This window comes from Rhodococcus sp. WS1, from assembly GCF_003797745.1.
Taxonomy (GTDB): domain Bacteria; phylum Actinomycetota; class Actinomycetes; order Mycobacteriales; family Mycobacteriaceae; genus Rhodococcus_F; species Rhodococcus_F erythropolis.
Genome location: NZ_RKLZ01000001.1, coordinates 1,472,786 through 1,493,919, shown reverse-complemented (window position 1 = coordinate 1,493,919; position 21,134 = coordinate 1,472,786). Strand labels below are relative to the sequence as shown.

The 21,134-nt window shown below is 63.3% G+C and carries 22 protein-coding genes; 15 read left to right on the top strand and 7 right to left on the bottom strand.

The genetic code is table 11. The features are described from left to right. The first annotated feature begins 4 nt into the window (after positions 1-4). The 10 genes from EEB12_RS06730 (at position 5) to tuf (ending at position 10,662) form a co-directional block, all read left to right on the top strand. Entirely contained in the window at positions 5-1,990 is a 1,986-nt protein-coding gene (locus EEB12_RS06730) for a biotin carboxylase N-terminal domain-containing protein (protein ID WP_141487545.1), read from the top strand. Further along, entirely contained in the window at positions 1,990-3,150 is a 1,161-nt protein-coding gene (locus tag EEB12_RS06725) for an acyl-CoA dehydrogenase family protein (RefSeq protein ID WP_031333072.1), read from the top strand. The genes EEB12_RS06730 and EEB12_RS06725 overlap by 1 nt, the downstream gene beginning before the upstream one ends. A gap of 24 nt (positions 3,151-3,174) precedes the next feature. Then, entirely contained in the window at positions 3,175-3,960 is a 786-nt protein-coding gene (locus tag EEB12_RS06720) for an enoyl-CoA hydratase family protein (RefSeq protein ID WP_020906835.1), read from the top strand. 42 nt (positions 3,961-4,002) lie between these two features. After that, a complete protein-coding gene (locus EEB12_RS06715; RefSeq protein ID WP_019744287.1) occupies positions 4,003-4,614 on the top strand; it encodes a TetR/AcrR family transcriptional regulator in 612 nt (203 codons plus the stop codon). Between the two features lie 83 nt (positions 4,615-4,697). Beyond that, complete coding sequence (locus EEB12_RS06710) at positions 4,698-5,246, top strand: DUF3558 domain-containing protein (RefSeq protein ID WP_021334054.1); 549 nt, start codon at positions 4,698-4,700, stop codon at positions 5,244-5,246. Next, on the top strand, positions 5,243-5,788 hold the full coding sequence (locus EEB12_RS06705; RefSeq protein ID WP_141487544.1) for a DUF3558 domain-containing protein: 546 nt from the start codon (positions 5,243-5,245) through the stop codon (positions 5,786-5,788). The genes EEB12_RS06710 and EEB12_RS06705 overlap by 4 nt, the downstream gene beginning before the upstream one ends. 409 nt (positions 5,789-6,197) lie before the next feature. After that, positions 6,198-6,572: a 30S ribosomal protein S12 gene (gene rpsL, locus EEB12_RS06700; protein ID WP_003941908.1), complete on the top strand. Its 375-nt coding sequence runs from the start codon at positions 6,198-6,200 to the stop codon at positions 6,570-6,572. Continuing rightward, positions 6,572-7,042, top strand: coding sequence for a 30S ribosomal protein S7 (rpsG, locus tag EEB12_RS06695; protein ID WP_003941856.1), 471 nt, complete (start codon positions 6,572-6,574; stop codon positions 7,040-7,042). Before rpsL ends, rpsG begins: the two co-directional genes overlap by 1 nt. 201 nt (positions 7,043-7,243) lie before the next feature. Beyond that, a complete protein-coding gene (gene fusA, locus EEB12_RS06690; RefSeq protein WP_003942073.1) occupies positions 7,244-9,346 on the top strand; it encodes an elongation factor G in 2,103 nt (700 codons plus the stop codon). Between the two features lie 125 nt (positions 9,347-9,471). Beyond that, positions 9,472-10,662: an elongation factor Tu gene (tuf, locus tag EEB12_RS06685; protein ID WP_019744283.1), complete on the top strand. Its 1,191-nt coding sequence runs from the start codon at positions 9,472-9,474 to the stop codon at positions 10,660-10,662. A gap of 118 nt (positions 10,663-10,780) precedes the next feature. Here tuf and EEB12_RS06680 read toward each other — a convergent pair whose 3' ends face one another. The 5 genes from EEB12_RS06680 to EEB12_RS06660 are packed head-to-tail and all read right to left on the bottom strand — an operon-like array spanning position 10,781 to position 13,324. Next, on the bottom strand, positions 10,781-11,344 hold the full coding sequence (locus EEB12_RS06680) for a hypothetical protein (RefSeq protein ID WP_021334053.1): 564 nt from the start codon (positions 11,342-11,344) through the stop codon (positions 10,781-10,783). Further along, complete coding sequence (locus tag EEB12_RS06675) at positions 11,341-12,315, bottom strand: DUF6286 domain-containing Asp23/Gls24 family envelope stress response protein (protein WP_134999288.1); 975 nt, start codon at positions 12,313-12,315, stop codon at positions 11,341-11,343. Before EEB12_RS06675 ends, EEB12_RS06680 begins: the two co-directional genes overlap by 4 nt. Beyond that, on the bottom strand, positions 12,302-12,481 hold the full coding sequence (locus EEB12_RS06670; RefSeq protein ID WP_003942043.1) for a hypothetical protein: 180 nt from the start codon (positions 12,479-12,481) through the stop codon (positions 12,302-12,304). The genes EEB12_RS06675 and EEB12_RS06670 overlap by 14 nt, the downstream gene beginning before the upstream one ends. Before the next feature lies 1 nt (position 12,482). Continuing rightward, on the bottom strand, positions 12,483-12,860 hold the full coding sequence (locus EEB12_RS06665) for a hypothetical protein (protein WP_020906840.1): 378 nt from the start codon (positions 12,858-12,860) through the stop codon (positions 12,483-12,485). Further along, complete coding sequence (locus tag EEB12_RS06660; RefSeq protein ID WP_003941912.1) at positions 12,857-13,324, bottom strand: Asp23/Gls24 family envelope stress response protein; 468 nt, start codon at positions 13,322-13,324, stop codon at positions 12,857-12,859. Before EEB12_RS06660 ends, EEB12_RS06665 begins: the two co-directional genes overlap by 4 nt. A 196-nt stretch (positions 13,325-13,520) precedes the next feature. Between EEB12_RS06660 and EEB12_RS06655 the strand changes: the two genes are divergently transcribed. Next, positions 13,521-14,687, top strand: coding sequence for an NAD(P)/FAD-dependent oxidoreductase (locus EEB12_RS06655; RefSeq protein WP_047889737.1), 1,167 nt, complete (start codon positions 13,521-13,523; stop codon positions 14,685-14,687). Between the two features lie 42 nt (positions 14,688-14,729). Beyond that, positions 14,730-15,494 (top strand): glutamate racemase, encoded by a 765-nt coding sequence (locus tag EEB12_RS06650; RefSeq protein ID WP_029254872.1) that lies wholly within the window; start codon positions 14,730-14,732, stop codon positions 15,492-15,494. Between the two features lie 71 nt (positions 15,495-15,565). Here EEB12_RS06650 and EEB12_RS06645 read toward each other — a convergent pair whose 3' ends face one another. Then, positions 15,566-15,934: an SPW repeat protein gene (locus tag EEB12_RS06645; RefSeq protein WP_029254873.1), complete on the bottom strand. Its 369-nt coding sequence runs from the start codon at positions 15,932-15,934 to the stop codon at positions 15,566-15,568. 361 nt (positions 15,935-16,295) lie between these two features. Here EEB12_RS06645 and EEB12_RS06640 point away from each other — a divergent pair, with 361 nt between their 5' ends. Further along, complete coding sequence (locus EEB12_RS06640; protein WP_097387635.1) at positions 16,296-17,033, top strand: DNA alkylation repair protein; 738 nt, start codon at positions 16,296-16,298, stop codon at positions 17,031-17,033. 38 nt (positions 17,034-17,071) lie between these two features. Then, positions 17,072-18,391 (top strand): glycosyltransferase 87 family protein, encoded by a 1,320-nt coding sequence (locus EEB12_RS06635; protein ID WP_141487543.1) that lies wholly within the window; start codon positions 17,072-17,074, stop codon positions 18,389-18,391. Here the strand turns inward: EEB12_RS06635 and EEB12_RS06630 are convergent. Then, positions 18,363-19,418 carry a ferredoxin--NADP reductase gene (locus EEB12_RS06630; RefSeq protein WP_020906844.1) on the bottom strand — a complete coding sequence of 352 codons (1,056 nt, stop codon included), beginning with the start codon at positions 19,416-19,418 and terminating at the stop codon, positions 18,363-18,365. The two genes, EEB12_RS06635 and EEB12_RS06630, sit on opposite strands and share 29 nt — an antisense overlap. Positions 19,419-19,779: 361 nt before the next feature. Here EEB12_RS06630 and mdo point away from each other — a divergent pair, with 361 nt between their 5' ends. Beyond that, positions 19,780-21,054 carry an NDMA-dependent methanol dehydrogenase gene (gene mdo / locus EEB12_RS06620; protein WP_003942095.1) on the top strand — a complete coding sequence of 425 codons (1,275 nt, stop codon included), beginning with the start codon at positions 19,780-19,782 and terminating at the stop codon, positions 21,052-21,054. The last annotated feature ends 80 nt before the right edge of the window (positions 21,055-21,134 follow it).

The following is a 21,134-nucleotide window of genomic DNA, read 5'->3' as shown; positions in this document are numbered from 1 at the left end:
CGCCGTGACAATCACTTCAGTACTGGTCGCCAATCGTGGCGAAATCGCCCGCCGTGTCTTTGCAACCTGCCGCAAGAACGGAATCGGCACGGTTGCGGTTTTTTCCGACGCGGATGCCGACAGCCCTCACGTCGCCGAAGCCGATGCTTCGGTTCGCCTGCCGGGTAACACGCCTGCCGAGACATACCTGCGGGGTGAGCTCATCATCGCCGCCGCCAAGGCTTCAGGCGCCGACGCGATTCACCCCGGCTACGGATTCCTCTCCGAGAACGCGGAGTTCGCGCGCAGCGTCATCGACGCGGGGCTGACGTGGATCGGTCCGCCCGTCGAATCCATCGAGCTCATGGGATCGAAGGTCGAGTCCAAGAAGATCATGGACGCGGCCGGAGTTCCGGTGCTGTCCGAACTCGATCCCGCTGCGGTGACCGACGCTCATTTGCCAGTGCTGATCAAGGCGTCGGCGGGCGGCGGCGGACGCGGAATGCGTGTCGTTCGTGAATTGTCGGCGCTGGAAGGCGAACTGGAAGCGGCGCGGCGTGAGGCGCAGTCCGCCTTCGGCGACCCGACTGTCTTCTGCGAGCGCTACCTCGAGACCGGTCGGCACATCGAGGTCCAGGTCATGGCCGATCGCCACGGTGGGGTGTGGGCGGTGGGGGAGCGCGAGTGCTCGATCCAGCGGCGGCATCAGAAGGTGGTCGAAGAGGCGCCGTCGCCGCTCGTGCAGCGCATCCCCGCCATGCGCGAGAAGCTGTTCGACGCCTCGCGGCTCGCAGCCAACGCCATCGGCTACGAAGGAGCAGGAACCGTTGAATTCCTGGCAGACGAAAAGGGTGACTTCTTTTTTCTGGAGATGAACACTCGCCTGCAGGTGGAGCATCCCGTCACCGAGTGCACCACCGGACTCGATCTGGTGGAACTGCAATTGCAGGTCGCTTCAGGTGAAGCACTTCCGGACGACCAACCGGAGATCCGGGGGCATTCGATCGAGGTGCGACTGTACGCCGAGGACCCCGCCAAGAACTGGCAGCCTCAGAGTGGAACCGTTCACCACATCGAGTTGCCCGGTGACCCGCAAGAATTCAGTGTTCTGCGTGAGCAGGGCGTTCGCCTCGACTCCGGCGTCGTCGACGGCAGTGTTGTCGGCGTCCACTACGACCCGATGTTGGCCAAGATCATCTCGTACGCGCCGACGCGGACAGCAGCTGCCCGGCTGCTCGCGTCGACGCTGGCGCGCACCAGGATTCACGGCCTGCGCACCAACCGCGATCTGCTCGTCAATGTCCTGGCTCACCCCGCCTTCATTGCCGGGGACACCGATACGGCGTTCTTCGAGACCCATGACCTCGAGAAGTTGTCAACGCCTCTGGCCGACACCGACGCCGAAAGGCTTTCGGCGCTAGCGGCGGCACTTGCCGATGCCGCGCACAACCGGGCGTCGGCGCGCGTCATCGGCCGCTTGCCCAGCGGGTGGCGCAACCTGCCGTCGCAGCCGCAGAGCAAGAGCTACTCCACTGCGTCGGGCGACTACGACGTCCGCTACTCCCTGAGTCGAAGCGGCGTGTTGAACGCAGAAGGCTTCGACGACGTGAGCGTGGTATCGGCAACTGCTGCCCGAGTAGTGCTCGAGCAGAGCGGAGTACAGCGCTCGTTCGACGTGGCGGCATACGGGAGTGAGATTTTTGTCGACTCCTCGCTGGGCCCAGTCGCGTTGACGGCAGCACCGCGCTTCGTGGATCCGTCGGCGGAAGTCGCCGCCGGTTCGTTGCTCGCTCCGATGCCGGGATCGGTTATCCGCCTCGGCGCCGCACTCGGTGACACCGTCACTGCCGGCCAGCCGATTCTGTGGCTAGAGGCCATGAAGATGGAACACACCGTCACCGCGCCGACTGCCGGTGTCCTGGTAGAACTTCCGGTCGCCGTCGGCCAGCAGGTCGAAGTCGGATCGGTACTCGCACGTGTGGAAGAACCCGCTACAGAAGAGGAAGCATGATGAGTTTCATCGAAACCGAAGAGCAGAAGGAACTGCGGGCATCCGTTTCCAAACTGGGTGAGCGCTTCAACTACGTCGACTACGTGCTGCCCAAGGCGCGCAAGGGTGAGCCGCTCACCGAATTGTGGAACGAGGCGGGCAAACTCGGATTCCTGGGCGTCAACCTGCCGGAGGAATACGGCGGCGGCGGTGCCGGTATCTACGAACTCGCGCTGGTGCAGGAGGAATTGGCGGCACAGGGTGCCGGTCTGCTCCTGGTTGTCGTATCCCCGGCCATCTGCGGCACCATCATCGGCAAGTACGGCACGGCGGAGCAGAAGCAGCAGTGGCTACCCAGCCTCGCCGACGGCTCCAAGATCATGGCGTTCGGAATCACCGAGGCCGACGCTGGTTCCAACTCTCATCAGATCACCACGACGGCACGCAGGGATGGCGACGACTGGATCCTGAGCGGCAACAAGATCTACATCTCGGGTGTCGATCAGGCTGACGCGGTCCTCATCGTCGCGCGCACCGAGGACTCCAAGACCGGCAAGCTCAAGCCCGCTCTGTTCATCGTCCCCACGGATTCTCCCGGATTCGTGAAGACGCAGATGGAGATGGACATCATCGAGCCGGACCACCAGTTCATCTTGTTCCTCGACGACGTCCGTCTGCCGGCCGACGCTCTGGTCGGCGAAGCCGATGCCGCCTTGATGCAGTTGTTCGCCGGCCTCAACCCCGAGCGCATCCTGGGTGCGTCGATGGCCATCGGCATGGGCCGTTACGCCCTGAACGCTGCGGTGAAGTTCGCCAACGAGCGCACGGTGTGGAAGACGCCGATCGGTGCGCACCAAGGTATTTCGCATCCCCTCGCGCAGGTGAAGATCGAACTCGAGCTCGCCAAGCTGATGATGCAGAAGGCCGCGGTGCTCTACGACAGCGGCGACGATTTCGGTGCTGCCGAAGCCGCGAACATGGCAAAGTACGCCGCCGCCGAAGCCAGCATCAAGGCGCTCGATCAGGCGATCCAGACGCACGGCGGCGCAGGCCTGACGAAGGAATACGGGTTGGCCGCCATGCTCGGTGCGGCCCGTATCGCCCGTGTCGCGCCGGTGAGCCGCGAGATGATCCTCAACTTCGTCTCGCAGCACTCTCTCAGTCTGCCGCGGTCGTACTAAACGGTCCTATTGAAGAGGAGATTCATGACGGATCAGGACAAGCCATACGTACGGTACGAAGTATCGGGCGGTGCTGCCACGATCACTCTCGACTCACCCCACAACCGCAACGCGATTTCGACGCGGTTGGTCACGGAATTACAGGCCGGGTTGACGTCAGCGGCCGCCGATCCGGCAGTTCGAGCGGTGGTGCTCACCCACACCGGTGGAACATTCTGTGCGGGAGCCGATCTCAGCGAGGCTTCCGGATCGTCCGCGTCACCGGAAGAGGCCGTCAAAGAACGAGGGCGGGGAATGCTGACGCTCTTGCGCAGCATTCTCGAGCTTCCCAAGCCGGTGATCGGGCGCATCGACGGTCACGTCCGGGCCGGGGGTATGGGTCTTGTCGGGGCGTGCGACATTGTCGTCGCCGGACCGGCGAGCACCTTCGCGGTGACGGAATCACGGTTGGGTTTGGCAGCGTCCATCATTTCGCTCACGGTCCTACCGAGGCTCGACCAGCGATCTGCGAGCCGATACCTGCTCACCGGAGAGAAGTTCGGCCAGCACGAGGCCGAATCCATCGGACTCGTCACCGCCGCGTCGCAGGACACGGGGGAGTCGATCACCGAACTGCTCGGCACCTTGCGCCAATGTTCACCGCAGGGACTTGCCGAATCGAAGTGGATCACGACGCGTTCGGTCCTGGCCGGATTCGACCGTGACGGCGAGGAGATGATCGCGCAGTCGGCCCGGCTGTTTTCCTCTGACGAGGCTCGTGAGGGCATGATGTCTTTCTTGCAGAAGCGTCCAGCAGCCTGGGCGCAGTAGAACTGCGCACTGGAACACAGCGGTAGAAAGGATGGCGGCGCGATGACTCGAGAACCCAAGCAGGACCGAAGTCGAGTCACGCGCTCCCACCTGCTCGAAGTGACTGTGGAGTGTCTCGCCGAACTCGGATGGAGCGCAACGACGATGAGCGTCGTCGCCCAGCGTGCCGGGGTGTCCCGCGGTGCGATGCAGCATCACTTCCCGACCCGCGAGGACCTCATCACCGCGGCGCTCGAGGTGATGTTCGACGCCAGGATGGATCAGGCACGAAAGGAATCGACCGACCTTCCGGTGGGTGCCGGACGAACCGAGGCGGTCATTTCGCGGTTGGTCGAGTACTACACCGGGACTCTGTTCAAAGCAGCACTGCAGGTGTGGACGGCCGCTGCCTCCGACCCCGACCTGCGGGCCCGCGTGTTGCCCCTCGAGGAACGGTTCGGGCGCATCGCGCACCGCATGGCCGTCGAGAGTCTGGGCGTCGACGACTCCGATCCGGTGACGCACCGTTTGGTACAGGCGACCCTGGACCTGGCCCGCGGGCTGGGGCTGGCAGACGTCTTGACCGACGACTCGCGTCGACGCACCGAGGTGGTCAAACAATGGGCGGCGCAATTGGATTCCACGCTGGTTCGGGTACCGGTCCCAACTCCCTGAATCGGTAGCGGCGTGGCGGCGACCGATGAGCGAGGTGCGTACGTGGCGTGTGTCGGGGGCCACCGAGAAGTACAGTCGGCTCCATGGCCGCACGCACCCTCACTTCGATCGGGACTTCGGTATTGGTCTCGGCTGCCGTGCTTTCGGCGGTGGTCGGCTGCAGCTCCGACGACGGGGCCGTCGATCAGCCGGGCGACGGCGCGGGTTCGCAGGCACTCGCACCCACCGATCCCGGTCCGATGTTCGCCGAATGCGGCTCGGTGACCGACGAAGAAGTTGTCAATGCCTTCAACCTCGGCACTTTTGCGACGACGACGCGCAACGGTGTCGGTTGCCAGTGGGAGGTCGCTGGTTCGAGCGGTCCGAGCGTCAGTTTCTCCTGGTACCGCGGTAGCCCGATCGGCCGCGAACGGGCCGGGTCCGACCTGCTCGGACGTCCTGCCGACGACATCACGATCGGCGGTCATCAAGGCTTCATCGCGTCCACGGCAGGTTCGTTGTGCGAGTTGGGTATCGCGTTCGGCGGAGACTTCGTGCACTGGTCGATCACCTACGGCTTGCTGCCACCGACCGCGGATCCATGCACGGTGGCGCGGGATCTGATGGAAAAAACAGTTTCGAGGGCACAGTGAAGTTCGAGGGCGCCGTGAAGCGCGAAAGGATCGGACTCGCCTTGGCTGGATCGCTGGTTCTACTCACGGGGTGCGGCTCCGTGGTCACCGGGACTCCCCGTGCGGAGGGCAGCTACGGCGGTAGTGACAGCCAGGAATTCGCGAACGTCCTCCAAGAATGCGAAGCCGTCACCGACGAGCAGATCGCCGGTGCCGTGGGTGCCGACGCCGTCGGGCGTGGGTTCTTCGGCGCCATCTGCCGTTGGGACGGCATCGGGGCCGCGGGTCCGATCAAGATCACCTTCAACTGGTTCGAGACGGGCACCCTCGATCACGAGCGCGCTGCATTCGAACATCTGGGATACTTGGTGGCGAAAATCGACATCAACGGCAGTGGCGGTTACGAGGTTCGCCAGCCGGCCGATCCGCAGAGTTGCGGCGTGAGCGCGAGCGCACCGGCCGGGGGAGTGTTCGGGTGGTGGGTCACCGAGCCGCAGGGCGGCGCGGATCCGTGCGAGGCTGCGGCAAAGCTCGGCGCGTTGACGTTGAACCGCAGCATCTGATCGTGACCGGTCCGGCTGCGTGGTCTGAGTTTGCAGCCAGAGTGTCTGGTCAGAGCGTGAGGTCACTATCACCGTGGCCTCGCTTTGACCTCATGGCGCGCCGACAGGTATCGTTATGGGTCGTGTCCGGCATGCCCGGGCCGATCTGTGTGCCTAGCTAGGTATTGCCGTGCGCGCGTTCGAGCAGAAACTGCTGATGAACGAGCATCCGGCTGCCTGTGTGGGGGTATGCGACACGCCCGACCTCGGGGGCAGTGCGCGGCATGAAAGTGCTGAGTACAGACTCTGAGATGGGTGAGGAGCAGCAGCTCTCTTGCTCCAACTGCTAGATCCCTAATTTCAGAACAGCCACGTTTTCGAACGGCCCGAGTTCGCTCGAGCAGTCTGTTCGTCACAAGAAAGCCGGTAAATGCCAACCATCAACCAGCTGGTCCGCAAGGGTCGCCGCGACAAGACCGCCAAGGTCAAGACGGCAGCCCTCAAGGGCAGCCCGCAGCGTCGTGGCGTGTGCACTCGCGTGTACACCACCACCCCCAAGAAGCCGAACTCCGCGCTCCGTAAGGTCGCACGTGTTCGCCTCACGACTTCGGTCGAGGTCACCGCGTACATCCCCGGTGAAGGTCACAACCTTCAGGAGCACTCCATGGTGCTCGTCCGTGGCGGTCGTGTGAAGGACCTCCCGGGTGTCCGTTACAAGATCATCCGCGGCTCCCTGGACACCCAGGGTGTCAAGGGTCGCAAGCAGGCACGCAGCCGCTACGGCGCCAAGAAGGAGAAGAGCTAATGCCACGTAAGGGCCCCGCTCCGAAGCGCCCGCTCATCAACGACCCGGTTTACGGTTCCCCGTTGGTGACGCAGCTCGTCAACAAGATCCTGCTGGACGGCAAGAAGTCCACCGCAGAGCGAATCGTGTACCAGGCTCTCGAGCAGGCACGCGAGAAGACCGGCACCGATCCGGTCGTCACTCTCAAGCGCGCCCTGGACAACGTCAAGCCTGCACTCGAGGTTCGTAGCCGCCGCGTCGGTGGCGCTACCTACCAGGTGCCGGTCGAGGTTCGTCCCGGTCGTTCCACCACGCTGGCACTGCGCTGGCTGGTCACCTTCTCGCGTGCACGTCGTGAGAAGACCATGGTCGAGCGTCTCGCCAACGAGCTCCTCGATGCCAGCAATGGCCTCGGTGCAGCTGTGAAGCGTCGCGAAGACACTCACAAGATGGCCGAAGCCAACAAGGCATTCGCCCACTACCGCTGGTGATGTAAAGCGTCGGAGCAACTGCCATCGGGTGGGGCTCCGACGCTTGTCGCCGTTGGCGACCTGATCATCTCGCCGGTTTCCGGACGCAGGTGGCCAGGTTCGCCTCGGCAGAGACATAATTGAAAGACCATGGCCTTGACGGTGGAACACACCGGATACGGCCGACACCCGAAAACCAAGCAACGAGCGGGGAAGAAACCTGTGGCACAGGAAGTGCTGACTGACCTGAACAAGGTCCGCAACATCGGCATCATGGCGCACATCGATGCCGGCAAGACCACCACCACCGAGCGCATCCTGTTCTACACCGGTGTCAATTACAAGATCGGTGAGACGCACGACGGTGCGTCGACGACGGACTGGATGGAGCAGGAGAAGGAACGCGGCATCACGATCACGTCTGCCGCCGTGACTTGCTTCTGGAACAACAACCAGATCAACATCATCGACACCCCCGGCCACGTCGACTTCACGGTCGAGGTGGAGCGGTCGCTGCGCGTGCTCGACGGCGCAGTTGCTGTCTTCGACGGTAAGGAAGGTGTCGAGCCGCAGTCCGAGCAGGTTTGGCGTCAGGCTGCCAAGTACGACGTTCCGCGCATCTGCTTCGTCAACAAGATGGACAAGATGGGCGCGGACTTCTACTTCACAGTCCAGACCATCATCGACCGTCTCGGCGCGAAGCCGCTCGTTCTCCAGCTGCCCATCGGCGCTGAGGACGACTTCGACGGCGTCGTCGACCTGGTCGAGATGCGTGCCATCACCTGGCGCGGCGTAGTTCCGACCGGTGCACTGCCGACCATCGAAGAGATCCCCGCGGACCTCGTCGAGAAGGCTGCAGAGTACCGCGAGAAGCTGCTCGAAACCGTTGCCGAGTCCGACGAAGCTCTCATGGAGAAGTACTTCGGCGGCGAAGAGCTCACGGTCGAGGAAATCAAGGGCGCCATCCGCAAGATGACGGTCGCTTCCGAGCTGTACCCGGTCATCTGTGGCTCCGCGTTCAAGAACAAGGGCGTTCAGCCCATGCTCGACGCAGTCATCGATTACCTGCCGAACCCGCTGGACATCGGCGAGGTCGTCGGCCACAAGCTCGGTGACGAAGAAGTAGAGATCACTCGCAAGCCGAGCAAGGAAGAGCCGTTCTCGGCTCTCGCCTTCAAGATCGCTGCTCACCCGTTCTTCGGCAAGCTGACCTTCGTCCGCGTGTACTCGGGTCGTATCGATCCGGGCGCTCAGGTGCTCAACGCAACCAAGGGCAAGAAGGAGCGCATCGGAAAGCTCTTCCAGATGCACGCCAACAAGGAGAACCCGGTAGACGAGGCCGTAGCCGGCCACATCTACGCAATGATCGGCCTCAAGGACACCACCACCGGTGACACCTTGTGCGATCAGGCGAGCCCCATCGTCCTCGAGTCGATGTCGTTCCCCGCGCCGGTCATCCAGGTCTCCATCGAGCCCAAGACCAAGTCCGACCAGGAAAAGCTGGGCGTCGCGATCCAGAAGCTGGCCGAAGAGGATCCGACCTTCTCGGTCGAACTCGACGAAGAGACCGGTCAGACCGTCATCGGCGGTATGGGCGAGCTCCACCTCGACATCCTCGTCGACCGCATGCGTCGCGAGTTCAAGGTCGAGGCGAACGTCGGTAAGCCGCAGGTTGCGTACCGCGAGACCATCACCAAGAAGGTCGAGAAGCACGACTACACCCACAAGAAGCAGACGGGTGGCTCGGGCCAGTTCGCAAAGGTCATCATCGCTCTGGAGCCTTTCGTGGGCGAAGACGGTGCTACCTACGAGTTCGAGAACAAGGTCTCCGGCGGACGTATCCCGCGCGAGTACATCCCCTCCGTGGATGCCGGCGCGCAGGACGCGATGCAGTACGGTGTTCTCGCCGGCTACCCGCTCGTGAACCTGAAGCTGTCGCTGCTCGATGGTGCTTACCACGACGTCGACTCCTCGGAAATGGCGTTCAAGGTTGCCGGTTCGCAGGCACTGAAGGAAGCCGCCCGCAAGGCCGGCCCCGTCATTCTCGAGCCGCTCATGGCTGTCGAGGTCACAACGCCCGAGGAGTACATGGGCGACGTGATCGGCGACCTCAACTCCCGCCGTGGCCAGATCCAGGCCATGGAGGAACGCAGTGGTGCCCGTGTCGTGAAGGCGCTGGTTCCGCTCTCGGAGATGTTCGGTTACATCGGTGACCTGCGGTCGAAGACCCAGGGCCGTGCGAACTTCTCCATGGTGTTCGATTCCTACGCAGAGGTTCCCGCGAACGTCTCGAAGGAAATCATCGCCAAGGCGACGGGCGAGTAAGCACAGCGAGCTCCCCAGCCCGCGCCGGCAAGTGACCTCGGTTGCTTCCGGCACGAAGCACGACCAAGTAACAACCAACCGCACTGCTGCATACGGCAAGCAACAACAGTCCAGGAGGACACAAAGTGGCGAAGGCGAAGTTCGAGCGGACGAAGCCGCACGTGAACATCGGCACCATTGGTCACGTCGACCACGGCAAGACCACGACGACGGCGGCCATCACCAAGGTTCTCGCGGATGCATTCCCCGACCTGAACGAGGCTTCGGCCTTCGATCAGATCGACAAGGCTCCCGAGGAAAAGGCTCGTGGCATCACGATCAACATCTCGCATGTTGAGTACCAGACGGAAAAGCGCCACTACGCGCACGTCGATGCACCGGGTCACGCCGACTACATCAAGAACATGATCACCGGCGCAGCTCAGATGGACGGCGCTATCCTCGTCGTCGCAGCTACCGACGGCCCGATGCCCCAGACGCGCGAGCATGTCCTGCTCGCTCGCCAGGTTGGCGTTCCTTACATCCTCGTCGCCCTGAACAAGGCCGACATGGTTGACGATGACGAGATCCTCGAGCTCGTCGAGATGGAGGTCCGCGAACTGCTGGCCGCTCAGGAATTCGACGAGGAAGCCCCCGTCATTCCGATCTCGGCACTCAAGGCACTCGAGGGTGACCCGAAGTGGACGCAGTCCATCCTCGACCTGATGGCTGCAGTCGACGAGTCCATCCCGGACCCGGTCCGCGAGACGGACAAGCCCTTCCTCATGCCCGTCGAGGATGTCTTCACGATCACCGGCCGTGGCACGGTTGTCACCGGTCGTATCGAGCGTGGCTCGGTCAACGTGAACGAGGAGGTGGAGATCGTCGGCATCAAGGAGACCTCCACCAAGACCACCGTCACGGGTATCGAGATGTTCCGCAAGCTGCTCGACTCGGGCCAGGCCGGCGACAACGTCGGACTGCTCGTTCGTGGCATCAAGCGCGAAGATGTCGAGCGTGGACAGGTTGTCGTCAAGCCGGGCACCACGACTCCCCACACGGAGTTCGAGGGCCAGGCATACATCCTGTCGAAGGACGAGGGCGGCCGCCACACCCCGTTCTTCAACAACTACCGCCCGCAGTTCTACTTCCGTACCACGGACGTTACGGGCGTCGTGACGCTGCCTGAGGGCACCGAGATGGTCATGCCCGGTGACAACACCGAGATGTCCGTCAAGCTCATCCAGCCTGTCGCCATGGACGAGGGCCTGCGCTTCGCAATTCGCGAAGGCGGCCGTACGGTCGGCGCCGGCAAGGTTGCCAAGATCATCAAGTGAGACTCTTGTCTCGCTAGCTGATTCACAGCACTAGGAAAGGCGCTCATTCCCTTCGGGGAGTGAGCGCCTTTTCTGTGTCTATGGCCAGGTGGTCTGCGATCGGTTGTTCGGGGTGCTTCTACTTGGAGGCTTCTACCCGGTCGAGATGCAACAGAACCTGTACCGCGACAGGTGAGCCGTCGAGGCTTCGCCTGGTTGCACGGGCGATGTGTTCGGCCGAAGTGGTGAAGCCGGCGACATCGATCGCCGGGTCTGCGGTGACGACAATCGACAGCGTTGGCAGTCCGCGATCGATCGTCGCTTTGCTTCTGGTGCTGCGCACGCCGCTCAGTTGGGCGAGTTCTGCCGCTACGCCGTCGGCGACCGGTCCCAGATCCACACTGACGTCTGTGCCGGACTCGTTGTGCCGCAACGTGACTGCGCTCGTTCGGCGTCGACGAAGGTTCAGGTACAACAGCCCGAAACCGGCGAAGACGCAGAGGACAAAGGTGCCCGACAGCACCCAGTGCCACCAAGGCTCCTCCGGAAGACCGAAGAGGACCTCACGATCGAGTCGTGACACCCAGGTCCTGATCAGTGAGGCACCCGCGTCCCACGCGATGGCGTATGCACCCGCCGCGAGGAGTGCGATTCCGACGATGAGGACGATGGTCCGATCGACCGCGGAGATCCAGCGGTTCACGAGGCGTCCTTTCGTCGTACTGGCGCTTCTCTCACGACTATCGAAAGCTGCAGTGGCTGCTGGAGTATCGCGAGATGAGGCCGAACTGCCGCGTCGACGGCCGCGGCAAGTTCGGTTCGATCGCCGCCGGTGGATTCGATGTGGACCTTGATGTGTTTGCGGTCGACGCTGGTGTGGGCCGAGTCGACGCCGGGAACGACCGCTGCGTGGCTACTGCACAGACGTGCAATGTCCGTCGGCCGCATCCATACCGTCGATGCGCTCGGGTTACCCAACGGCACATGGGTTTTCGCCCGGCGTTTGAGGGCGGACATGATCAGGACAACGCCCGCGACGACGGCAGCGATGGCCACCGGAAGCAGCCACGGTTGCCAGTGCAGACGCGACGTCCACTCCACGGAGTTTCGGATCCAGGGCGCCGAATCGAAGGTTCCGCGGTTGATGAACCATTCGCGCGAGACCACGAAAGCGAGTGCGAGTAGACCGCACGCGATGACGACGGCTGACACCGCGGCGGCGGGGTTCGCGGAGGGAACTCGAGGTGGAATCGGATCCGAGAGTGCCTCCTGTGCGGGGCCTTCCGCGATTTCGACGCCGGAAACACAGGAGTCGTCAGAACCCTCGGTTGCCGCGATCATGACGTTCATGTCGTGGAGGGGCAGGCCGGTCAGCGACTCGACGCTGCGTCCGACTTCTGCCCGCACGCGACCGGTCAGTTCGGTGACCGAACATGGCCAGGACACAGCGAGGAACAGATTGATGGCCACGGCGTCGCTGCCCATCGAGATGTCGGCTCGCGGAAGGTCGCGCCCGGTCAGGCGGGTCAAGCCACCGGACTGGCGGACCACCCCCGGGACGTTCACCGCTGCGGCAGTGGCTATCTTGGCCATCGCCCGGTCCTTGATGACCAGTGAACCTCGTAGGCCGGGATCGTCTGCCGCGTTCGGAGTGGTCGGCTCAGCCACGGCCACGGCTTCGGAGGATCGCGCCGAGATCGAGATGTCCGTCGCGGTGTGCTCCGATCGCCATACCGGCGGCGCCGAGCAGGACGGCGAAGACGAATCCGCTGAATCCGCCCATGATTCCGGCGAGCGCGAGGAGCAGACCGACCAGCAGTCCGACGGTAGTGCTGTTCATGTCAGTTCCCTTCTCGAATGTTCGGTGCGATCTCGGTGACGGTGGAAAGCTCGGTGACTGCATCTTCGGAATTCTCGGGTGGATATCCAGCTGTGGACAAGTCTCCGACGGTCACGTTCACCGGTACGTCGACCAACCGTGCCACCACCGCTCGGACGCGTTCGGCGACGCCGCGAACGTCGGCCGGATAGTGAACGGAAATGTGTACCGCACAAGAGTTTTCGTCGACGACGACGCCGGTGACTCGGCGTCCGGGGAGGTAGGTTCCCACCTCACCGAATTGCCCGCCGTGCAGATCTGCCACTTCCGGGATCGCAAGAACTGCGTCGGCGACGACCTCGGCCGCGTCGATCTCGCGGCCGGCGTCGGCGGTACTCACTGAACCCTCGGCTTGGCTTCCGGATCGGTACTGCCGCCACTCTCTGCATCCTCGAAGAGCATGACGTCGAAGACGGTGATGTTGACCTCGGTGACCTCGAGACCCGTCATGCTTTCGACTGCGGCAATGACGTTTCGGCGGATACCTACCGCCAATTCGTGGAGTGCGACGCCGTATTCGGCGACAATGCCGATGTCGATGGCGGCTTGTTTCTCGCCCACTTCCACCGCCACGCCCTGGGCGTGGTTGACGCGGGCGCCCGGAATGCGGTCGCGAAGTGCCCCCACCGCGCGCGCGGTGCCCCCACCGACGTCGTACACGCCGTTGATCTCGCGAGTCGCGATACCGGCGATCTTGGCGACCACGGCGTCGGCGATGATCGTCTTGCCCTGGGTGCTGACTAGTTCCGCGCCACCGTCGGCGCCGAATCGGACGCTGTTCTTTTCACTGGAATCGCTGGTCATGGGGGCTCCCTGCTCATGTGTCAGTGCGTGCGTCTGAAGTACCTCCAACTGTAGTGACTGGTAGGTGGCCATGCGGGATGCACCACACCTACTCCGGCATTTGGTATGGCAGAGTCGGGGGCAAATAGTGACGGCGTTCATAGTGAGCGCTGCTAGTGACGTGGGTCGGACAGGGTGGTACGTGGTGGCACGGATAGTGATCGTGGGTGCGGGGTTGTCGGGGCTGCGGACCGTCGAGGAACTGCGACGAGCAGGCTTCGAGGGTGAATTGACGCTCGCCGGTGGGGAAACACATCTGCCATACGACCGGCCGCCGCTGTCGAAGGAAGTGATCCGCGGCGACAAGGACGAGACGACGCTGCGTCCGGCAGAGTTCTACGTCGAGAACAAGGTGGATCTCAAGCTCGGTTCGCCCGCGACCTCGGTGGACACTGCCGCAAAGTCGGTGGCGTTCGCGGACGGATCCACCCTGGACTACGACGAGTTGGTCATCGCGACCGGACTGACTCCGCGTCGCATTGCCGGCCTTCCGGAGCTGTCCGGAGTGCACGTTCTGCGCTCCATCGAGGAGGCGCTGGCCCTTCGCGCCGAGCTGGCTCCCGGCAAGCGTGCGCTGATTGTCGGGGCCGGCTTCATCGGCTGCGAACTGGCCGCCAGCATGAAGTCTCACGGCGTCGACGTCGTGTTGCTCGAACCTCAGCCGACACCGCTGGCGTCGGTGCTCGGCCCCACCGTTGGCGCCCTCGTCGAACGTCTGCATCGGAACGAGGGCGTCGATGTCCGCGTCGGCACCGGCTTGACCTCGTTGTCCGGCGACGGAGCGGTTGCCACTGCGACCTTGAGCGACGGTTCGGAGATCCCGGTCGACGTGGTGGCGATCGGAGTCGGTTCGGTGCCGGTCACGGGATGGCTCGACGGTTCGGGAATCGAACTCGACAATGGAGTGCTCTGCGACGGCGTCGGCCGCACCAGTACCGACCACGTCTGGGCCGTCGGCGACGTCGCGTCCTGGCAGATCGGTGATCGACGCAAGCGCGTCGAACACTGGACCAATGCGGGCGACCAGGCCAAGATCCTGGCGGGAGCGCTCACCGGAACGGGTGATCCCGATGCGCCGGCGCAGGTTCCCTACTTCTGGAGCGATCAGTACGACGTCAAGATCCAGGCGTTGGGGACCGTCGCACCCACGGACACCGTTCACATCGTCAAGGACGACGGCCGAAAGTTCGTCGCCTACTACGAGCGCGACGGTGTGCTGGCAGCTGTCGTCGGCGGAGGTAGCGCGGGAGCGGTGATGAAGATGCGCGCCAAGATCGCAGCCGGCACGCCCATCTCTGACGTGTTGGAGTCCACACCGGCCTGAACGGATGAGGCAGGACCGGTTCCGAGGCGATAGATTTGTGCGGTGATCGTTGCACTCATCGACTCGGGACTGGGCCTGCTCCCTACCTCTGCGTGGCTCAGACGCCTGCGCCCGGATCTCGATCTGGTGCTCTCCCTGGATCCGGACGGCGCCCCCTGGGGCCCCAAGCCTGAGCCGTGGGTCGTCGACCGGGTACTCGGTGCCGTGCGGCGGAGCCTCGATCGTGGGGCTCAGGTCATCGTTCTTCCATGCAATACCGCCAGCGTCACCGCGCTGCCACACGTGCGAGAACTGGTCGGGCCGGAAGTACCGGTCATCGGAACGGTGCCCGCGATCAAACCCGCCGCTGCCGCGTGCGATTCAGTGGCGATCTGGGCTACAGCCGCGACGACGGCCAGCCGGTACCAAGCCGATCTGATCGAGCAGTTCGGCAACGGCGCCAAGGTCGTCGGAGTGCCGTGCCACGGCCTGGCTGATTCGATAGATCTCGGTGATCGCGCAGCCGCACTTGCTGCCATCGATTCCGCGGTTGCCCGGACGCCGGACGACGTCAGCGGCGTTGTCCTCGGGTGCACCCACTACCCACTGCTCGCCGATGAGATCGCAGCGCGGCTACCCGCCGGCGTCACACTCTTCGACAGCGCCGAAGCCGTTGCACGACAGACTCTGCGGCGGATCGACGGGCTCGGTGCCGTGGGCGAAGGATCGGGAACCGTCGAGGTGTTCGTGAGCGGTCGTCCGGGCGCACTACCGCCCAGCGCCGAAGCCTTCGACGCCGGGCGGTTGTTGGGCGCGATCAAAGCCTGATCCAGCCTGTATTCAGCGATTCATCAATGGGCAGCTACACCGCTCCGTCAATGGGCGGCTACGCCGCTCCGTCAATGGGCGGCTACGCCGCCGTGACCCCCGTGATGCATCCGCGCACTCATCACCGGCATCGCACTCACCGCGACCACAACGGTCAGAACCCCGACAACCCAGGCCGTCCACGACGCACCGCGCAGAGCGTCGAAGTTCATCACCCAGGGTGAAATGAACATCAAGACGCCGAAAACACCCATCGCGTAATCCGCCATGGTCATGTCCGGACGTGCCATGTGCGCCAGACCCGACAGTGCAACCAGGACACCCAGGACGACGAGTGACCACATTGCCCGATCGGTGGTGTCGAGCCACATCGGCGAGAGAGCCGCAAAGACGCCGAGAACCACCGCGACGGCATCTTGCATTCGATTCCACGACTTCATGACGAGACCTCCAAAGACGAGAGTGTGTCCACCTGTAGTACACGCCCGCGGAAGATCGAGATCAACTCTCCGCCAATTGCATTCGCGTTGCAGTTAGAGGCGATGCGGAGGCTCGAATATCAAGATTTGTGACCATTCGTCCGGATGGCCACGAGCCCGCGCGGCGCGCTTGCCGCGATATGTCCCGAGAGTGCCATGAGGGTGAGAGTGGTGAATGCGATAGCGGCGGTGATCATGGGTGGTCCTTTCACTGACTGTCCTCGAGTGTCGTCTGCCGACCTGTGGCCGAGCAGGGCACACGGTGTGAGGACGCTGAGAGAATCGAAGAGTCCGCACAGACGACCCGTGAGAAGGTTCTGGGGTGACGCAATCGAGTGCCCCGGACGTGATCGAGCAGTTGGCCGACCTCGCGGATCCCGCGGATGCCGTCCACTTGCAGCGGTTCTTCAAGACAGCGCCGGGGGAGTACGGCGAGGGTGACGTATTCATCGGCGTGCGAGTACCGAAGACGCGATCGGTGGTGAAGAAGCACGTCGGACTCGCGTTGCCTCAGATACGTCTCCTTCTCGCCAGTGACGTTCACGAGCACCGATTGGCCGGGCTGCTGATCCTGGTCGCTCAATTCGAAAAAGTCAGTCGCCCAAAATTTTTCGACGGCGAGGGCCGCGCTCGCATCGCAGGCTTCTATCTGACCGCTGTCGAGGACGGGCGGGTCAACAATTGGGATCTGGTGGATTCGTCCGCCGGACAGATCCTCGGCGGCTGGCTGTACGACCGAGATCGCCGGCTGATCTTCGAGCTTTCCGATTCGGGTGACCTGTGGCGACGACGGGTGGCGCTGCTGACGACGTACGGATTCATCACTCGCGGCGACGCGTCGACCACGCTCGAGCTTGCCGCGCAGGTGCTGGGTGATCGACGAGACCTGACCCAGAAAGCGATGGGCTGGATGCTCCGCGAGGTGGGCAAGCGGGTGGATCGGGATTTGTTGACCGGCTTCCTTACTGAGAATGCAGCAGACATGGGACGCACGGCGCTGAGCTACGCGTGCGAACACCTGACCGCAGACGAGCGAGCGCACTTCCGGGCGGCCCGCTAGCGAAGTACCGCTCGGTAGGTTGTGGGACGATTCTCGGTATGCCCGCCACCCGTGTCGAGGCGTCTCGAATTGTGACGATCGGTTCACTGATCGCTGCCGGCGTCGCAGCTCTGTGTTATCTCGTGTACTCCGTTCGGGCCGTCGAACCCGTTGATTTTCTCGTCTACCGCTACGCTGCCCAGGCATTTGCCGCAGGCTCGAACATCTACGAGAGCAACCTTGTCGGCCCGTTGATCGTCGACGAGGGCATGCCGTTCACCTATACCCCGTTCGCCGTGATCTTCCTCTGGCCGACTGTTCTCTTCGACTGGTGGACGGCCTATCTGCTGTGGTCGGCGTTGTGCATCGCGGCGGTGGTGTGGACAGTCGCCAAGTTCACTCCCGCTCGCGTCCCCAAGCGGCCGCTCGTCATGGCGGCATTGGTCCTGGCCGTGTCGGTGACACCCATCGTCAGCGCGCACATCTCCTTCGGCCAGGTGAACCTGGTGCTGATGGTGCTCGTACTGCTCGACGTGACCCGCAGAGGCGATTCGAGATTCGGCCGGTGGTTTCCACGAGGACTTTTGATCGGCGTCGCAGCCGCGATCAAGCTGACGCCGGCGCTGTTCATCGTCTACTTCGTCGTCACGAAGCAGTGGCGACTCGCGATCTGGAGTTCGATCGGATTTGCCGCGGCGACCGCCGTCGCAGCAATGGTGGACCCGGCCGTCAGCTGGACCTTCTGGTCGGACGTCGTCTGGAACCTCAGTGACCGGGTGGACTTGAGCGGGCAGGCGATCGCGAGTGCCGGTAACAGTTCACTGCAGGGCGGACTTGCGGCACTGGGCACATGGACGGCGTCTCTGGCGATGCCGTTGACCGTGCTGTGCGCGGCGGTAGCGCTCTGGGTCGCCCGAGATGTACATCGCGTCGGTCGTGCGGTCGATGCGGCGTTGGTGATCGGATTGAGTGCGCCGATCCTTTCGCCGATCAGCTGGATTCATCACTGGGTGTATCTCGTGCCTGCTGCCGTCACGGTTCTCTTTCGGCTTCGATCGCCGCTGCAGTTCGGTGCGGCCGCTGTGGGGTTGGCCGTCGTCTATTGCGGGCCGAGCATGGGGCAGCAGTTCATCGAGACGTCGCCGCTCCTGCTGCCGCTGGGGTTGGTCCTTCGTGAGGGCTTCCTGATCGTGACCCTGGTGCTGATTCTTGCGCTGTGGCGGTTGCCCACAACGGCGCCGGAGTGGATTACGGGGCGGGACTCGGAAGATAGCGCGGATGATGCCTCGGAAGATGACAAAGCCCCCGATTCCGCAGGGAATCAGGGGCCGTCATGCATCGAAGCAGGGTTCAGAACTCGATCTTCAGGCGATCGGTGATCGGCTTCGCCTGGCAACCGAGGATGTAGCCGTTCGCCACGTCCTCGGCGTCGAGGATCTCGGAGTTGTCCATCTGAACTTCGCCTTCGGTGACGGTGCAGGCACACGACCCGCACTCACCTTCCTGGCAGGAGTACGGAACGTCGAGACCCTTGGCGAGCATGATGTCGACGAGCGTCTGCTTGCGCGGCCAGACGAGGGTGTGGGTTTCACCGTCCAGTTCGACCTCGACGGTTGCGGCGTCGGCAGCTTCCTCGTCGGAGACCTCGGCTACCTCGACGTCACGGAACGGGTCGCCGGCGAGTGAATTGAAGACCTCGGCGTGAACCTGCGTGCGGGGCATGCCCGCTTCTGCCAGTGCCTTGTGGACGGCGTCCATGAAGGGGCCTGGACCGCACATGAAGGCCTCGTACGCGACAAATGGCTTGGCGAGCGTCGCCAGTTGCGAGACAGCGGGGAGTCCCTGCACGGTTTCGATCCAGTGGACCACGGTGAGGCGGCCGGGGTGTTGCGCTGCCAGCTCGCGCAGTTCGGCGCCGAAGATGACGGACTTCTCGTCGCGATTCGCGTAGATCAGCACGACGTTGCCGCTGCCCTGCGTGAGGGCGGACTTGAGGATCGAGATCACCGGAGTGATCCCGCTGCCTGCACCGAAGAGCAGGAAGTCGTGATCGAGCGACTTGGGCGTGAAGACACCTGACGGCGGCAGCACTTCGATGGTGTCGCCGACCTGGAGCTTGTCGCACAGCCAGTTGGAGCCGTAGCCGTCGACGGTTCGCTTGACGGTCACCTTGGGGGCGTCGTCGGTGAAGGGTGAACTGGCCAGGGAGTAGCAGCGTGCGACCGAGCCGGTCTGATCACTCGGGATGCGCAGGGTCAGGAATTGACCTGGTTTGTAGTCGAACTTGTCCTTCAGTTCTGCGGGAATCTCGAACACCAGCGACCGGGCGTCGGAAGTCTCTTCGATGACTCCGGACACGGTGAGTACCGCCGATCGCGAGCTGTGCGGTACCTCGACTGTCGTCATCGCGAAGCTAGTCCTCTCGTGAAGCTGGGTAAAGCGCAGGTCAGTGAAGTGCAACATCTAGAACGTGTTCTAGTTCAATGTTAGCAGTGATGAAAAGCTACTGGGGATCGTAGTCGCCGAGCAACACGTTCCCGATCAGCGGGAACCACGGCAGTCCGATCCGGCCTTCCTGGCGGTCCGGGGTGGCGACGACCTGCCCGAACGGGCGGTTCGCCGGCGGCGTCCGGGCGGTTGAGCTGCCGAAGTCTGTGCACGGGGTGTTTGTCGGTACACAGTGGGAACCAGGTGAGACGCCGGTCACAAAGAATCGGCTCGAATCCCTCCCGCAGTCACATTCGTGCACATCCATGAGGAGATACCGATGGCTATCGAGCTCAACCAGATCTGGGACTTTCCGATCAAGGAGTTCCACCCCTTCCCGCGCGCCCTGATGGGTGTGGGCGCTCACGACATCATCGGTGTGGAGGCCAAGAATCTCGGCTTCAAGCGCACCCTTCTGATGACGACCGGTCTGCGCGGTTCGGGCATCATCGAGGAACTCGTCGGCAAGATCGAGTACCAGGGTGTCGAGGTCGTGCTCTACGACAAGGTCGAGTCGAATCCCAAGGACTACAACGTCATGGAGGCCGCGGCTCTCTATCAGAAGGAGAAGTGCGACTCGATCATCTCGATCGGCGGTGGTTCGAGCCACGACGCCGCCAAGGGTGCTCGCGTCGTGATCGCACACGACGGTCGCAACATCAACGAGTTCGAGGGCTTCGCCAAGTCCACCAACAAGGAGAACCCGCCGCACATCGCCGTATCCACCACGGCTGGAACGGGATCCGAGACGTCGTGGGCATACGTCATCACTGACACCTCGGACATGAACAACCCGCACAAGTGGGTGGGCTTCGACGAGGCGACCATCGTCACGTTGGCGATCGACGATCCGCTGCTCTACTACACCTGCCCTCAGCATTTCACCGCGTACTGCGGCTTCGACGTACTCGCACACGGCAGTGAGCCTTTCGTTTCTCGTCTCGATTTCGCGCCTTCGCTCGGTAATGCGATCTACTCGGTCGAGTTGGTCGCGAAGAACCTGCGGGAGGCCGTCTTCGAGCCGCGTAACCTCAAGGCGCGCGAGGGAATGATGAACGCGCAGTACATTGCCGGACAGGCCTTCAACTCCGGTGGCCTCGGCATCGTTCACTCGATCTCGCACGCGGTCAGTGCATTCTTCGACAGCCACCACGGTTTGAACAACGCCATCGCGTTGCCGCGTGTGTGGGAGTACAACCTGCCTTCGCGCTACGAGCGCTACGCCCAGTTGGCCGGCGCACTCGGTGTCGACACTCGCAACCTCACCACGGTTCAGGCCGCGGATGCTGCCGTCGAGGCTGCCATCCGTCTGGCCAAGGACGTCGGTATCCCCGACAACTTCGGGCAGGTTCGCACAGACTCGTACGCGAAGAACCAGATGAACACCAAGAAGTACGAGGGTCGTGGTGATGTCATCAAGGGTGACGAGAAGACGGTGCGCGCCATCTCCGAGCACATTCAGGACGACTGGTGCACCCCGGGTAACCCCCGTGAGGTCACCGTGGAGTCGATGATCCCGGTTGTCGATCACGCGATCAACAAGTCGTACTTCTAGCAGGGCCTCCGGCCCCGTGCGCCTTTTTGGTAGCCCGCACTACCAAAAAGGCGCACAGGGGCTGTGCCCCTATCGAAAGG

Coding starts and splice junctions, on each gene's coding strand:
- EEB12_RS06645 (WP_029254873.1), bottom strand. CDS start 15,934: ATGAAGTCGTGGAATCGAATGCAAGATGCCGTCGCGGTGGTTCTCGGC.
- rpsL (WP_003941908.1), top strand. CDS start 6,198: ATGCCAACCATCAACCAGCTGGTCCGCAAGGGTCGCCGCGACAAGACC.
- EEB12_RS06670 (WP_003942043.1), bottom strand. CDS start 12,481: ATGAACAGCACTACCGTCGGACTGCTGGTCGGTCTGCTCCTCGCGCTC.
- EEB12_RS06715 (WP_019744287.1), top strand. CDS start 4,003: ATGACTCGAGAACCCAAGCAGGACCGAAGTCGAGTCACGCGCTCCCAC.
- EEB12_RS06660 (WP_003941912.1), bottom strand. CDS start 13,324: ATGACCAGCGATTCCAGTGAAAAGAACAGCGTCCGATTCGGCGCCGAC.
- EEB12_RS06635 (WP_141487543.1), top strand. CDS start 17,072: ATGCCCGCCACCCGTGTCGAGGCGTCTCGAATTGTGACGATCGGTTCA.
- mdo (WP_003942095.1), top strand. CDS start 19,780: ATGGCTATCGAGCTCAACCAGATCTGGGACTTTCCGATCAAGGAGTTC.
- EEB12_RS06710 (WP_021334054.1), top strand. CDS start 4,698: ATGGCCGCACGCACCCTCACTTCGATCGGGACTTCGGTATTGGTCTCG.
- EEB12_RS06725 (WP_031333072.1), top strand. CDS start 1,990: ATGAGTTTCATCGAAACCGAAGAGCAGAAGGAACTGCGGGCATCCGTT.
- EEB12_RS06630 (WP_020906844.1), bottom strand. CDS start 19,418: ATGACGACAGTCGAGGTACCGCACAGCTCGCGATCGGCGGTACTCACC.
- rpsG (WP_003941856.1), top strand. CDS start 6,572: ATGCCACGTAAGGGCCCCGCTCCGAAGCGCCCGCTCATCAACGACCCG.
- EEB12_RS06720 (WP_020906835.1), top strand. CDS start 3,175: ATGACGGATCAGGACAAGCCATACGTACGGTACGAAGTATCGGGCGGT.